The 13,890-nt window shown below is 62.1% G+C and carries 14 protein-coding genes and 2 tRNA genes; 15 read left to right on the top strand and 1 reads right to left on the bottom strand.

Annotation, left to right across the window (positions count from 1 at the left end; all coding sequences use genetic code 11):
- The first annotated feature begins 10 nt into the window (after window positions 1–10).
- Window positions 11–415 (top strand): DUF4149 domain-containing protein, encoded by a 405-nt coding sequence (locus IB261_RS25705; RefSeq protein ID WP_081520743.1) that lies wholly within the window; start codon window positions 11–13, stop codon window positions 413–415.
- A gap of 42 nt (window positions 416–457) precedes the next feature.
- Here IB261_RS25705 and IB261_RS25700 read toward each other — a convergent pair whose 3' ends face one another.
- Entirely contained in the window at window positions 458–772 is a 315-nt protein-coding gene (locus IB261_RS25700; protein ID WP_015478938.1) for a YhbY family RNA-binding protein, read from the bottom strand.
- A 79-nt stretch (window positions 773–851) separates the two neighbouring features.
- Here IB261_RS25700 and rlmE point away from each other — a divergent pair, with 79 nt between their 5' ends.
- The 14 genes from rlmE (at window position 852) to rpsO (ending at window position 13,754) form a co-directional block, all read left to right on the top strand.
- Complete coding sequence (rlmE, locus tag IB261_RS25695) at window positions 852–1,475, top strand: 23S rRNA (uridine(2552)-2'-O)-methyltransferase RlmE (protein ID WP_045216738.1); 624 nt, start codon at window positions 852–854, stop codon at window positions 1,473–1,475.
- Between the two features lie 201 nt (window positions 1,476–1,676).
- Window positions 1,677–3,593, top strand: a complete 1,917-nt coding sequence (ftsH, locus tag IB261_RS25690) for an ATP-dependent zinc metalloprotease FtsH (RefSeq protein ID WP_192383820.1) — start codon at window positions 1,677–1,679, stop codon at window positions 3,591–3,593.
- Between the two features lie 9 nt (window positions 3,594–3,602).
- Window positions 3,603–4,472 (top strand): dihydropteroate synthase, encoded by an 870-nt coding sequence (gene folP, locus IB261_RS25685; protein ID WP_192383821.1) that lies wholly within the window; start codon window positions 3,603–3,605, stop codon window positions 4,470–4,472.
- Window positions 4,469–5,809, top strand: a complete 1,341-nt coding sequence (gene glmM / locus IB261_RS25680; protein ID WP_081520699.1) for a phosphoglucosamine mutase — start codon at window positions 4,469–4,471, stop codon at window positions 5,807–5,809. The genes folP and glmM overlap by 4 nt, the downstream gene beginning before the upstream one ends.
- 65 nt (window positions 5,810–5,874) lie before the next feature.
- Window positions 5,875–6,630, top strand: a complete 756-nt coding sequence (gene tpiA / locus IB261_RS25675) for a triose-phosphate isomerase (RefSeq protein ID WP_192225371.1) — start codon at window positions 5,875–5,877, stop codon at window positions 6,628–6,630.
- A gap of 2 nt (window positions 6,631–6,632) precedes the next feature.
- A complete protein-coding gene (gene secG / locus IB261_RS25670) occupies window positions 6,633–7,025 on the top strand; it encodes a preprotein translocase subunit SecG (RefSeq protein ID WP_081520701.1) in 393 nt (130 codons plus the stop codon).
- Between the two features lie 16 nt (window positions 7,026–7,041).
- Window positions 7,042–7,127: transfer RNA gene (locus IB261_RS25665), tRNA-Leu, on the top strand.
- Window positions 7,128–7,220: 93 nt separating this feature from the next.
- Window positions 7,221–7,297, top strand: a tRNA-Met gene (locus IB261_RS25660).
- 127 nt (window positions 7,298–7,424) lie between these two features.
- The gene (gene rimP, locus IB261_RS25655; protein ID WP_045216751.1) at window positions 7,425–7,883 is read left to right on the top strand and encodes a ribosome maturation factor RimP; all 459 of its coding nucleotides are present in this window, start codon (window positions 7,425–7,427) and stop codon (window positions 7,881–7,883) included.
- A gap of 45 nt (window positions 7,884–7,928) precedes the next feature.
- A complete protein-coding gene (nusA, locus tag IB261_RS25650; protein ID WP_017518943.1) occupies window positions 7,929–9,410 on the top strand; it encodes a transcription termination factor NusA in 1,482 nt (493 codons plus the stop codon).
- A 27-nt stretch (window positions 9,411–9,437) separates the two neighbouring features.
- Complete coding sequence (infB, locus tag IB261_RS25645; protein ID WP_192225372.1) at window positions 9,438–11,975, top strand: translation initiation factor IF-2; 2,538 nt, start codon at window positions 9,438–9,440, stop codon at window positions 11,973–11,975.
- A 106-nt stretch (window positions 11,976–12,081) separates the two neighbouring features.
- On the top strand, window positions 12,082–12,468 hold the full coding sequence (gene rbfA, locus IB261_RS25640) for a 30S ribosome-binding factor RbfA (RefSeq protein WP_045216758.1): 387 nt from the start codon (window positions 12,082–12,084) through the stop codon (window positions 12,466–12,468).
- A gap of 3 nt (window positions 12,469–12,471) precedes the next feature.
- Window positions 12,472–13,386, top strand: a complete 915-nt coding sequence (gene truB / locus IB261_RS25635; protein ID WP_081520703.1) for a tRNA pseudouridine(55) synthase TruB — start codon at window positions 12,472–12,474, stop codon at window positions 13,384–13,386.
- A 98-nt stretch (window positions 13,387–13,484) separates the two neighbouring features.
- On the top strand, window positions 13,485–13,754 hold the full coding sequence (rpsO, locus tag IB261_RS25630; RefSeq protein WP_017518939.1) for a 30S ribosomal protein S15: 270 nt from the start codon (window positions 13,485–13,487) through the stop codon (window positions 13,752–13,754).
- The last annotated feature ends 136 nt before the right edge of the window (window positions 13,755–13,890 follow it).

Here is a 13,890-nt window from a genome sequence, read left to right as displayed (position 1 = left end):
TCGGCAATCCCTGAGCGCAGGCACCATCAGTTGGCTGCTGGCCCAGACATTCTGGGTCGGCGGCCTCTGGCTGCTTCAGTTCGTGGTGTTGCCGGCACTGGACAAGATCGGCCTGGCGCCACTGCTGGTGGAAGCCGTCGCCGACGCGCTGAAGCCATTGCTGCTGGGCTTCGCGGGTTTCTGCGTGCTGCTCCAGGCTCTGGTGCTCTGGCAGGCGCGCGGGTTCGCTGCCTTCACCCGTGAAACCCGGGGGCAGTTGCTGCTGACCGTGCTGGTGATGGCGGCGGCTTATTTCGTGGTGCGCCAGGTAGCGCCGGATGCTCAGCGCTGGCTGCTGTTCAACTACCTGGTGGTGGCGCTGTGTGGCTTGCTGCTGGTGTTGCAGCCGGCGCCCGGGCGGGACGAGCGGAACTGACGCGGCGGAGCCTTGCCGGCTCCGCGTTGCCGGTCTTGACTGTCAGAGGCCGCTGAAGCGGCTGATGTTCGACAGGTTCTTGTTCGGCTTGGGATTGCGACGATAGATCAGCGCCATCTTGCCAATGGACTGAACCAGTTCGCAGCTGCCGTTCTGGCAGAGTTCGTCGATCAGCGCACGACGATCGTCGCGTTCGGTGATGCGGAACTGCACCTTGATCAGTTCATGATCGTTGAGCGCACGCTCAAGCTCGGCCATCACACCTTCCGAAAGACCGTTTTCAGCAACGGTCAATACGGGTTTCAGGTGATGCCCGATAGATTTGAACTGCTTTTTCTGCTCCTGAGAGAGCGCCATAATCTGACCCCTGGGAAAAAAGGCGGATATTCTACCCGAGTTTCGGTTATACCGGGATGCCGCTCAGACGAGGTAATACGTGGCCCGTTCCAAGACTAGCCATCGCTGGCTGAAAGAACATTTCGACGATCCTTACGTGAAGATGGCACAGCGCGACGGCTATCGCTCGCGTGCCAGCTACAAACTGCTGGAAATCCAGGAGAAGGATCGCATCCTGCGCCCCGGCATGACCGTGGTCGACCTCGGCGCGGCGCCGGGCGGCTGGTCGCAGGTCACCAGCCGGGTAATTGGCGACAAGGGCACCCTGATCGCGTCGGACATCCTGCCGATGGACAGTATCCCGGACGTCACCTTCATCCAGGGTGACTTCACCGAGGACGAGGTCTTTGCCCAGTTGCTCGAGGCCATCGGAGAAAATCCGGTAGACCTTGTGATTTCCGATATGGCCCCCAATATGAGTGGACTGCCCGCCGTGGACATGCCTCGTGCGATGTTCCTCTGCGAGCTGGCCCTGGACCTGTGCACCCGTGTACTGCGTCCGGGCGGTGATTTCCTGATCAAGATTTTCCAGGGTGAGGGTTTCGACGCTTACCACAAGATGGTTCGCGAGAACTTCGAGAAGGTGCAGATGCGCAAACCGCTGTCGTCCCGCGACCGTTCGCGGGAGCAGTATCTGCTCGCACGGGGCTTTCGCGGCGCCTAGACTGGAATGATTGGGCAGGCTTCTGGTCTATGCCTTGCAGGTTTTGCTTGTACCGGTGAAAGCCGGGGTTCATAAAGGGTTACAGACGGCGCCTGCCTGGCGGCGGGCGTTGTGTAGTAATTTTGGCCGGAAGGAGTCTGGCCGTCGTGAGAAGCGGTTTCCAGGGCGGAGCCGGCTTCAGAGGGTAGTCAATTGAACGACATGGCAAAGAACCTGATTCTGTGGCTGATCATCGCGGCGGTACTCGTCACCGTGATGAACAACTTCTCCAGCCCGAGCGAGCCGCAGACGCTCAACTATTCCGACTTCATCCAGCAGGTGAAGGACGGCAAGGTCGAGCGCGTAACCGTCGACGGCGCGGTCATCACCGGCAAGCGCCAGGATGGTGACACCTTCAAGACCATCCGCCCGGCCATCGCTGACAATGGCTTGATCGGTGATCTGGTCAACAACAACGTGGTTATCGAAGGCAAGCAACCCGAGCAGCAGAGCATCTGGACCCAGCTGCTGGTGGCGAGCTTCCCGATCCTGGTGATCATTGCGGTCTTCATGTTCTTCATGCGCCAGATGCAGGGCGGCGGCGGTGGACGCGGCGGCCCGATGAGCTTCGGCAAGAGCAAGGCCCGCCTGTTGTCGGAAGACCAGGTGAAGACCACCTTCGCCGACGTCGCCGGTTGCGACGAGGCCAAGGAAGAGGTCAGCGAGCTGGTGGAATTCCTCCGCGATCCGGGCAAGTTCCAGCGCCTGGGCGGTCGTATCCCGCGCGGCGTGCTGATGGTCGGCCCGCCCGGTACCGGTAAGACCCTGCTCGCCAAGGCGATCGCCGGCGAAGCCAAGGTGCCGTTCTTCACCATTTCCGGTTCGGACTTCGTGGAAATGTTCGTCGGCGTAGGCGCCTCGCGCGTTCGCGACATGTTCGACCAGGCCAAGAAGCACGCACCCTGCATCATCTTCATCGACGAGATCGACGCCGTCGGTCGCCATCGTGGCGCCGGCCTCGGTGGCGGTCACGACGAGCGCGAACAGACCCTCAACCAGTTGCTGGTGGAGATGGATGGCTTCGAGATGAATGATGGCATCATCGTCATCGCCGCGACCAACCGTCCGGACGTGCTCGACCCCGCGCTGCTGCGTCCCGGTCGCTTCGACCGCCAGGTGGTGGTCGGTCTGCCGGACATCCGTGGTCGCGAGCAGATTCTGAAAGTGCACATGCGCAAGGTCCCGCTGGGCGACAACGTTGATCCCGCCGTGATCGCGCGCGGTACCCCCGGCTTCTCCGGTGCCGACCTGGCCAACCTGGTCAACGAGGCTTCGCTGTTCGCCGCCCGCTCCAACAAGCGCATCGTCGACATGCGTGAGTTCGAGCTGGCCAAGGACAAGATCATGATGGGCGCCGAGCGCAAGACCATGGTCATGTCCGAGAAGGAGAAGAAGAACACCGCGTTCCACGAAGCAGGCCACGCCATCGTTGGTCGCCTGGTTCCGGAGCACGACCCGGTCTACAAGGTTTCCATCATTCCGCGCGGTCGCGCCCTGGGCGTGACCATGTTCCTGCCGGAAGAGGACCGCTACAGCCTGTCCAAGCGTGCCCTGGAAAGCCAGATCTGCTCGCTGTTCGGCGGCCGTATCGCCGAAGAGATGACCCTGGGCTTCGAGGGTGTCACCACCGGTGCCTCCAACGACATCATGCGCGCCACCCAGCTGGCGCGGAACATGGTGACCAAGTGGGGCCTGTCGGAGAAGCTCGGTCCGCTGATGTACGCGGAGGAGGAGGGCGAGGTCTTCCTCGGCCGCAGCGCTGGTGGCCAGCACTCGAATATCTCGGGTGAGACCGCCAAGCTGATCGACCAGGAAGTGCGTCGCATCATCGACGACTGCTACGGCATCGCCAAGCGCCTGCTGGAAGAGAACCGCGACAAGCTCGACATGATGGCCGACGCGCTGATGAAGTACGAAACCATCGATGCCGATCAGATCGACGACATCATGGCTGGTCGTACTCCGCGCGAACCGCGTGACTGGCAGGGTGGCAACTCCGGTTCCTCCGGCAATGCTGCCTCGCCGCGCGACGAAGGTCGCCAGGAAAACCCGATTGGCGGGCCCGCCGGCGAACACTGAGAGCACTGAATGAGTTCGTTGTACCACCCGACCCGGTTGCCTTGCGGCAACCGGGTTCTTGATTTAAGCCGCCCGCACGTCATGGGCATCCTCAACGTCACCCCTGATTCCTTCTCCGACGGCGGGCGCTTCAACCAGCACGATGCTGCGTTGCGCCACGCAGCGGAGATGGTCGCGGCCGGCGCCACGCTGATCGATATCGGCGGCGAGTCGACGCGTCCGGGCGCTCGCGTGGTTTCGCCCACCGAGGAGCTGGAACGTGTCGCTCCGGTGGTCGAGGCCATTGCCCGCGAGCTGGACGTGGTGATTTCGGTGGATACCTCCACTCCGGCCGTCATGCGCGAGACCGCGCGCCTTGGTGCCGGGCTGATCAACGACGTACGCTCACTGCAGCGCGACGGCGCCCTGGATGCTGCCGTCGATACCGGGCTCCCGGTGTGCCTGATGCACATGCGCGGTGAGCCGGGAAACATGCAGGACGACCCGCGTTACCCGGATATCCTTCAGGAAGTCCGTGCCTTCCTTGAGGAACGCATCGCGCTGTGCGAAGCCGTGGGCATTGCTCGCGAGCGGATCGTCATCGATCCTGGCTTCGGTTTCGCCAAGACCCAGAGCCACAACCTGAATCTGTTCCGACAGATGGACAGGTTGATGGACCTGGGGTGCCCGCTGCTGGTCGGTGTCTCGCGCAAGAGCATGGTCGGGCGCGCGCTTGGTCGTGAGGTGGGCGAGCGTCTCTATGGCAGCCTGGCGCTGGCCGCCCTTGCGGTCACCAGGGGAGCCAGCATTATCCGCGTCCACGATGTCGCCGAGACCGTGGATGTGGTTCGAATGATTCACGCAGTGGAAAGTGCAACGGAAGAGGGGATGCCCGCATGAGCAGGAAGTATTTTGGCACCGATGGAATTCGCGGGCGCGTAGGCACTCCGCCGATCACGCCGGACTTCGTGCTCAAATTGGGCTGGGCGGTGGGCATGGCCTTCCGTCAGCAGGGTAAATGCCGCGTGCTCGTCGGCAAGGACACGCGGATTTCCGGGTACATGTTCGAATCCGCGCTGGAGGCTGGCTTGTCTGCCGCCGGCGCCGACGTGATGCTGCTGGGTCCTATGCCGACGCCCGGCATCGCCTATCTGACCCGCACTTTCCATGCTGAAGCCGGCATCGTCATCAGTGCCTCGCACAATCCCCATGACGACAACGGCATCAAGTTCTTCTCCGGCCAGGGCACCAAGCTGCCCGACGAGGTCGAGCTGATCATCGAGGAGCTCCTCGACGCGCCGATGACCGTGGTCGAGTCTGCCCGTCTGGGCAAGGTCTCGCGCATCAATGACGCGGCCGGCCGCTACATCGAGTTCTGCAAGAGCAGCGTGCCTTCGAACACCAGTTTTGCCGGCCTGCGCATCGCGCTGGATTGCGCCCATGGCGCGACCTACAAGATCGCACCCAACGTATTTCGTGAGCTGGGTGCCGAGGTATTTGTCATCGGCGCCGAGCCCAACGGCCTGAACATCAACCACAATTGCGGTTCCACCCACATGGGGGCGCTGCAGGAAGCTGTTCTGGCTAATCATGCGGATATCGGTATCGCCTTCGACGGCGACGGCGACCGGGTGATGATGGTCGACCATACCGGCACCATCGTCGACGGCGACGAGATTCTCTACCTGATCGCCCGTGACATGCTCGATCGCGGCAAGCTGCATGGCGGCGTGGTCGGGACCCTGATGAGCAACCTGGGGCTCGAATTGGCTCTGCAGGAACTGCATATTCCCTTCGCCCGCGCCAAGGTGGGCGACCGTTACGTGATGTCCGAGCTGCAGTCGCGCAACTGGCAACTGGGTGGCGAGAATTCCGGCCATGTCGTGTGCTACCAGCACACCACCACGGGCGATGCGATCATTGCGGCGCTGCAGGTGCTGATGGCGCTCAAGACCCGCGGGCAGAACCTGGCCGAGGCGCGCATGGGCATTCGCAAGTGCCCGCAGGTGCTGATCAACGTGCGTTTCGCTGGCGGTGGCGTCGATCCTCTGGAACATCCGGCGGTCAAGGAAGCTTGCGCCAAGGTGACCGAGGAAATGGCCGGGCGCGGCCGCGTTCTGCTGCGCAAGTCCGGTACCGAGCCGCTGGTTCGGGTGATGGTCGAGGGTGACGAAGAGGCTCGCGTTCGCGGCTATGCCGAGCAACTGGCAAAAGTCGTTACAGAGGTATGTGCTTGATTTCTCTTGTCAGTTCCCAAAGCGTCGAGTAATATCTGCGCCCACTTTGCTCAGCGAGGTACAGCATGCGTCGACCCTTGGTGGCCGGTAATTGGAAAATGCACGGTACCCGCTCCAGCGTAACGGAGCTGATCAAAGGCCTGCGTCAACTGGCTCTTCCCACGGGTGTCGATGTGGCGGTGTTTCCGCCCTGTCTGTACATCAATCAGGTCGTACAAGGCCTGGATGGAAAGGCGGTTGCCGTCGGTGCGCAGAATTGCGCGGTTGAGCCGATGCAGGGCGCCTTGACGGGCGAGATCGCAGCCAGCCAGTTGGCGGATGCGAGTTGCTCGCTGGTGCTGGTCGGTCACTCCGAGCGTCGCCTGATCCTGGGTGAGAGCGATGGCGTGATCAGTCGCAAGTTTGCGGCGGTTCAGTCGTGTGGCCTGATTCCGATCCTGTGCGTGGGTGAGACCCGCGAGCAGCGTGAGGCGGGCAAGACTCTTGAGGTTGTCGGGCGCCAGTTGGGCTCGGTGATCGAAGATCTCGGTGTCGGGGCTTTCTCCCGCGCCGTTGTGGCTTACGAGCCGGTGTGGGCAATTGGGACGGGGCTGACCGCTTCTCCCGAGCAAGCCCAGGAAGTACATGCGGCGATTCGCGCGCAGATCTCGGCGGAGAACGCAGAGGTGGCTCGCGGCCTTCGTCTCCTGTACGGCGGTAGTGTCAAGGCCGCCAACGCTGTCGAGCTTTTCGGCATGCCGGATATCGATGGGGGGCTCATTGGTGGAGCTTCCCTGAATGCAGATGAGTTCGGTGCGATCTGTCGCGCCGCAGGAAACTGAAGATGCTGGAAACAGTTGTAATCGTGATTCACCTGCTGATGGCGCTGGGTCTGGTTGTGCTGGTCCTGCTTCAGCAAGGCAAGGGTGCCGACGCAGGTGCGTCGTTTGGTGCTGGCGCTTCGGGTACTGTTTTCGGTAGCCAGGGTTCTGCTACCTTCCTGAGTCGCTTCACCGCTGTGCTGGCCGCAGTTTTTTTTATTACCAGCTTGGGTTTAGCGTATTTTGCTAAAGAAAAAGCTGATATGATTCGTCACGCTGGGCTTCCTGATCCGGCAGTGATGGAGCAGAAGCAGGAACAAGCTCCGGCAGCTAGCGATGTGCCGGGCGCGCAAGGGCAACCTCAAGCCCCTGCAGGCGGTAACGGCGACGTTCCGGCGGCTCCTGAGCAGAAGTAAGCAGGCAAGAGTTTTTGCCGAGGTGGTGGAATTGGTAGACACGCTACCTTGAGGTGGTAGTGGCCATAGGCTGTAGGGGTTCGAGTCCCCTCCTCGGTACCATATTACGAAAAGGCCCGCAGTGCGGGCCTTGTCGTTCCGGAGTTTCGGTTGACCTTCAAGGGGCTCGACCGTATAATTTCGCACCAGCTTTGACGCGGGATGGAGCAGTCTGGTAGCTCGTCGGGCTCATAACCCGAAGGTCGTAGGTTCAAATCCTGCTCCCGCAACCAGTTTGGCAGAGCCCCTTTTCAGGGGCTTTTTGCTAGCTGGACAGTCCGCGCCGCCAGATCAGGGCGGTCCTTAAGGGATGGGCGTTTCGCCCATTTTTTGTTTCTACAGCATACGCGAGGCGATCAGGTGTCGAGCAAGCTAGAACAGTTGCAGGCCTTGTTGGCCCCTGTAGTAGAAGCGCTCGGCTATGAGTGCTGGGGCCTGGAGTACATTTCCCAAGGTCGCCATTCCCTGCTCCGGGTTTATATCGATCGTGCCGAAGGCATCCTGGTCGATGACTGCGAAATTGTCAGTCGTCAGATCAGTGGCATCCTCGACGTGGAAGACCCGATCAGTGGCGAGTACACCCTGGAGGTGTCTTCGCCCGGTATGGATCGGCCGCTCTTCACACTCGAACAGTTCGCCCGTTACGTCGGCGAGCAGGTGAAGATCAAGCTGCGCACGCCTTTCGAAAGGCGTCGCAATTTCCAGGGCATTCTCCGTGGTGTGGAGGAGCAGGATGTGGTGGTCCTGGTGGATGACCATGAATACCTGCTGCCGGTCGACTCGATCGACAAGGCCAACATCATTCCCCGATTTGAGTGAGCCGCCAGAGCGCGGATTCCAATGGATTGAAAGGCGAGGCGTACGATGAGCAAAGAAGTACTGCTGGTTGTTGAGTCGGTATCCAACGAGAAGGGTGTACCGCCTGGCGTGATTTTCGAAGCGCTGGAGCTCGCTCTGGCGACCGCGACCAAAAAGCGTTTCGAGGACGAGGTTGACCTGCGCGTGGAAATCAACCGCGCCAACGGCAACTACGAAACCTTCCGTCGCTGGACCATCGTCGAAGACGAGGACTACTCCAATCCGGCATCGGAACTGACCGTCGAAGACGTGCAGGAAGAGCACCCCGGCATGAAAGCCGGCGAGGTCATTGAAGAGAAGATCGAGTCCATCGAGTTCGGCCGTATCGCCGCACAGACCGCCAAGCAGGTCATCGTGCAGAAGGTTCGCGAAGCCGAGCGCGCCCAGGTGGTCGACGCCTACCGCGAGAAGGTCAACGAGATCATCTCCGGCACCGTCAAGAAGGTCACCCGCGACAATGTGATCGTCGATCTGGGCAACAACGCCGAAGCGCTGTTGGCCCGCGACCAGATCATCCCGCGTGAAACCTTCCGCGTCGGCACCCGCGTGCGTGCCCTGCTGAAGGAAATCCGCAGCGAGAACCGTGGACCTCAGCTGATCCTGTCGCGTACCGCGCCGGAAATGCTGATCGAACTGTTCCGCATCGAAGTACCGGAAATCGCCGAGCAACTGATCGACGTGATGGCTGCTGCCCGTGACCCGGGTTCGCGCGCCAAGATCGCCGTTCGCTCCAAGGACAAGCGTATCGACCCGCAGGGCGCCTGCATCGGTATGCGTGGTTCCCGCGTCCAGGCCGTCTCCGGCGAACTGGGCGGCGAGCGTGTGGACATCGTCCTCTGGGACGACAACCCTGCGCAGTTCGTGATCAACGCCATGGCCCCGGCCGAAGTGGCAGCGATCATCGTCGACGAAGATACCCACACCATGGATATCGCCGTCGCCGAGGACAACCTGGCACAGGCCATCGGCCGCAGTGGCCAGAACGTCCGTCTGGCCAGCCAGCTCACCGGCTGGACCCTGAACGTGATGACCGAGGCCGATATCCAGGCCAAACAGCAGGCTGAAACTGGCGACATCCTGCAGCGCTTTGTCGACGAGCTGGATGTCGATGAAGAACTCGCCCAGGTTCTGGTTGAAGAAGGTTTCACCACCCTGGAAGAGATTGCCTACGTACCGATGGAAGAGATGCTCAGCATCGACGGCTTCGACGAAGACATCGTCAACGAGCTGCGCTCGCGTGCCAAGGACCGCCTGCTGACCAAAGCCATCGCCACTGAAGAGAAACTCGCCGACGCACAACCTGCCGAAGACCTGCTCAGCCTCGATGGTATGACCAAAGAGCTGGCCGTGGACCTGGCGCTGCGTGGCGTAACCACCCGTGAAGATCTTGCCGAGCAGTCTATTGACGACCTGCTCGACATCGACGGCATGGACGAAGAGCGTGCCGGCAAGTTGATCATGGCCGCCCGGGCCCATTGGTTCGAGTAAGCATTCGCGGCCTGAGGAGAGAAGTGCATGACGCAAGTCACGGTGAAAGAACTGGCCAAGACGGTCGATACGCCGGTAGAGCGCCTGCTACAGCAGATGCGCGAAGCGGGTCTGCCGCATAACAACGCCGAGCAGGTGGTGACCGACAGCGAGAAACAGGCGCTGCTGGCCCACTTGAAAGGCAGCCATGGTGATCGCGCGGATGAGCCGCGCAAGATCACCCTGCAACGCAAGACCACCTCGACCATTCGGGTCGCTGGCAGCAAGACCGTCAGCGTCGAGGTTCGCAAGAAGAAGACCTACGTCAAGCGCGATCCTGAAGAGCTTGAGGCCGAGCGCCAGCGCGAGCTGGAAGAGCAGCGTGCCGCTGAAGAAGCCGTACGTGTGAAGGCCGAGGAAGAGGCCCGCCAGCGCGCCGCTGCGGAAGAGGCTCGCCGTCAGGCGGACGCCGCTCGGCAGACCGCTGATGTCGCTCCTGCTGCTACCGCTCCGGCCGCTGCCGAGGCGCCGCGCGCCGCAGCTCCGGCTGTCGCTCCTGCTGCCCCGGCCGCTGCCGCTCCTGCTGCGGACGACCGCAAGAAGGACGAAGTGCGCCGCGCGCCCAAGCGCGACGAAGAGGACGAGCGCCGTGATCGCAAGCATGCCCAGCATCGCCCGTCGATCAAGGAAAAGGAAAAGACCACTGCCCCGCGCGTTGTACGCAGCGGTGGTGGCGACGACGACGACAGCTTTGGCCGTCGCGGCGGTGGCCGTGGCAAAGGCAAGCTGAAGAAGCGTAACCAGCACGGGTTCCAGAGCCCGACAGGACCGATTGTGCGTGAAGTGAATATCGGCGAGACCATCACCGTGGGCGATCTCGCTGCCCAGATGTCGGTGAAGGGTGCCGAGGTCGTCAAGTTCATGTTCAAGATGGGCACCCCGGTGACCATCAACCAGGTCCTCGACCAGGAAACCGCCCAGCTGATCGCCGAAGAACTCGGCCACAAGGTCAAGCTGGTCAGCGAGAACGCCCTGGAAGAGCAACTGGCCGAATCCCTGAAGTTCGAAGGTGAAGCGGTTTCCCGCGCGCCGGTCGTGACCGTCATGGGCCACGTCGACCACGGCAAGACCTCGCTGCTCGACTACATCCGTCGTGCGAAGGTTGCAGCTGGCGAAGCCGGCGGCATCACCCAGCACATCGGTGCCTACCACGTGGAAACCGACCGCGGCATGGTCACCTTCCTCGACACCCCTGGCCACGCCGCGTTCACCGCGATGCGTGCCCGTGGTGCCCAGGCGACCGACATCGTCATCCTGGTGGTGGCAGCGGATGACGGCGTGATGCCGCAGACCCAGGAAGCCGTACAGCACGCGAAAGCGGCTGGCGTGCCGATCGTGGTCGCGGTGAACAAGATCGACAAGCCCGACGCCAACCCGGACAACATCAAGAACGGCCTGGCCGCTCTGGACGTGATCCCGGAAGAGTGGGGCGGCGATGCTCCGTACGTTCACGTTTCCGCCAAGCTGGGTACCGGTGTCGACGAGCTGCTCGAAGCCGTGCTGCTGCAGGCTGAAGTACTCGAACTCAAAGCCACTCCGTCGGCCCCGGGCCGTGGCGTGGTGGTCGAGTCCCGTCTGGACAAGGGCCGTGGCCCGGTAGCCACCGTGCTGGTCCAGGACGGTACCCTGCGTCAGGGCGACATGGTCCTGGTCGGCGTCAACTACGGCCGCGTCCGTGCGATGCTCGACGAGAACGGCAAGCCGATCAAGGAAGCGGGCCCGTCCATTCCGGTCGAGATCCTCGGCCTCGATGGTACCCCGGACGCCGGCGACGAGATGACCGTGGTTGCCGACGAGAAGAAGGCCCGCGAAGTTGCTCTGTTCCGCCAGGGCAAGTTCCGCGAAGTGAAACTGGCTCGTGCCCATGCCGGCAAGCTGGAAAACATCTTCGAGAACATGGGCCAGGAAGAGAAGAAGACCCTCAACATCGTGCTCAAGTCCGATGTCCGTGGTTCGCTGGAAGCCCTGCAGGGCTCGCTCAGTGGCCTGGGCAACGACGAAGTGCAGGTTCGCGTGGTCGGTGGCGGCGTCGGTGGTATCACCGAATCCGATGCCAACCTGGCGCTGGCCTCCAACGCGGTGCTGTTCGGCTTCAACGTCCGTGCCGACGCCGGTGCGCGCAAGATCGTCGAGTCCGAAGGCCTCGACATGCGTTACTACAACGTGATCTACGACATCATCGAAGACGTCAAGAAAGCCCTGACCGGCATGCTCGGCAGCGATGTTCGCGAGAACATCCTGGGTATCGCCGAAGTGCGTGACGTGTTCCGTTCGCCGAAGTTCGGCGCGGTCGCCGGCTGCATGGTCACCGAGGGTCTGGTGCACCGCAACCGTCCGATCCGCGTACTGCGCGACGACGTGGTCATCTTCGAAGGCGAGCTGGAATCCCTGCGTCGCTTCAAGGATGACGTCTCCGAAGTCCGTGCCGGCATGGAATGCGGTATCGGCGTGAAGAGCTACAACGACGTCCGCGTCGGCGACAAGATCGAAGTGTTCGAGAAGGTCGAAGTCGCTCGTACTCTGTAAGGGTATTCGAGCGTGAACGCAGCGCCCGGGCCAGCTGAATTGCTGCCCCGGGCGTTTGCCGCTTTCAGACCCGGAGCCTCGCGGCTCGGGTAAGCAGGTTAGAAAAATGGCTAAAGAGTACAGCCGTACCCAGCGTATCGGCGACCAGATGCAGCGCGAACTGGCGCTGCTGATCCAGCGTGAAATCAAGGACCCGCGTCTCGGCCTGGTGACCATCACCGGCGTCGACGTGGCCCGTGACCTGTCCCATGCCAAGGTGTACGTCACCGTGATGGGGCAGGATGACAACGCCGAAGTGGTGAAACAGAACACCAGCATCCTCAACGATGCCGCAGGCTTCCTGCGCATGCAGCTGGGCAAGGCGATGAAGCTGCGCACCGTGCCGCAACTGCACTTCAGCTACGACGCCAGCATCCGTCGCGGTGCCGAACTGTCGGCGTTGATCGAGCGCGCGGTGGCCGCCGATCGTCGCGGCGGCGATTCCGAGGAGTAACGCGTGGCCCAGGTGAAACGCATTCGCCGTGCGGTCAACGGTGTGCTGATTCTCGACAAGCCGCTGGGCATGAGCTCCAACCAGGCGCTGCAGAAGGTGCGCTGGCTGCTCAATGCCGAGAAGGCCGGGCACACCGGCAGCCTCGATCCGCTGGCCACCGGCGTGCTGCCGCTGTGTTTCGGCGAGGCGACCAAGTTCTCCCAGTACCTGCTCGACGCCGACAAGGCCTACGAGACGATTGCCAAGCTCGGCGTCACTACCACCACCGCCGATGCCGAGGGTGAGGTGGTCGAGCAGCGCGAAGTGACCGCTGGTCGGGAAGCCATCGAGGCCTTGCTGCCACGCTTCCGTGGCGACATAGAGCAGGTGCCGCCGATGTACTCGGCGCTGAAGAAGGACGGCCAGCCGTTGTACAAGCTGGCCCGTGCCGGAGAGGTAGTGGAGCGCGAGGCGCGTTCTGTTACTATTGCGCGCCTGGAAATGCTCGCGTTCGAGTCGCCCTGTGCGACCCTGGCGGTTTCCTGCAGCAAGGGCACCTACATTCGCACCCTGGTCGAAGACCTCGGCCGCGAACTTGGTTGTGGCGCACACGTCGCCGCCCTGCGCCGGACACAGGCAGGTCCGTTCCAGCTGAACCAGTCGGTGACGCTGGAGGAGCTCGAGAAAGTCCATGCCGAGGGTGGCAACGAAGCCCTCGACCGCTTCCTGCTGCCGGTGGATGCCGGCCTGGAACACTGGCCGCTGCTGCAGTTGTCGGAGCACAGCGCCTATTACTGGCTGCATGGTCAGCCGGTACGCGCCCCCGATATGCCGAAGTTCGGCATGCTGCGGGTGCAGGATCATGAAGGCCGCTTCATCGGTATCGGTGAAGTGGTCGAAGACGGGCGCCTGGCGCCGCGTCGACTGATTCGGTCTTAAGACCGAAACCGAGGGTGGCTGTCAGCAGGCACGGTCACTCCTCTTACTATGAACACAGGGATAAGTCCCTGGCCTGTTACCTCAGAGGAAGCCCCATCATGGCACTGAGCGTCCAAGAAAAAGCCCAGATCGTTAACGAGTACAAGCAAGCTGAAGGCGACACCGGTTCCCCGGAAGTGCAGGTTGCACTGCTGTCCGCCAACATCAACAAGCTGCAGGACCACTTCAAGGCCAACGGCAAAGACCACCACTCCCGTCGTGGCCTGATCCGTATGGTTAACCAGCGTCGTAAGCTGCTGGACTACCTGAAGAGCAAGGACACCTCTCGTTACAGCGCCCTGATCGGTCGCCTGGGCCTGCGTCGCTAAGACGGCAAGCCTGAAGTGGGAAGCTGGGAGTCCGGGGTCGATGGGCGGTGTAAACCGCCCATCGGCTCTGGCTCCCGGCTTTCTCGCTTTTACAGGGAATGAAATCGGGTCCGACTCCCGGCATTTCCACAATTTC

The sequence above is a fragment of the Pseudomonas sp. PDM20 genome, assembly GCF_014852575.3.
Classification (GTDB): Bacteria; Pseudomonadota; Gammaproteobacteria; order Pseudomonadales; family Pseudomonadaceae; genus Pseudomonas.
The sequence above is the reverse complement of the archived record's forward strand: the minus strand, read 5'-3'. Positions and strand labels throughout refer to the sequence as shown.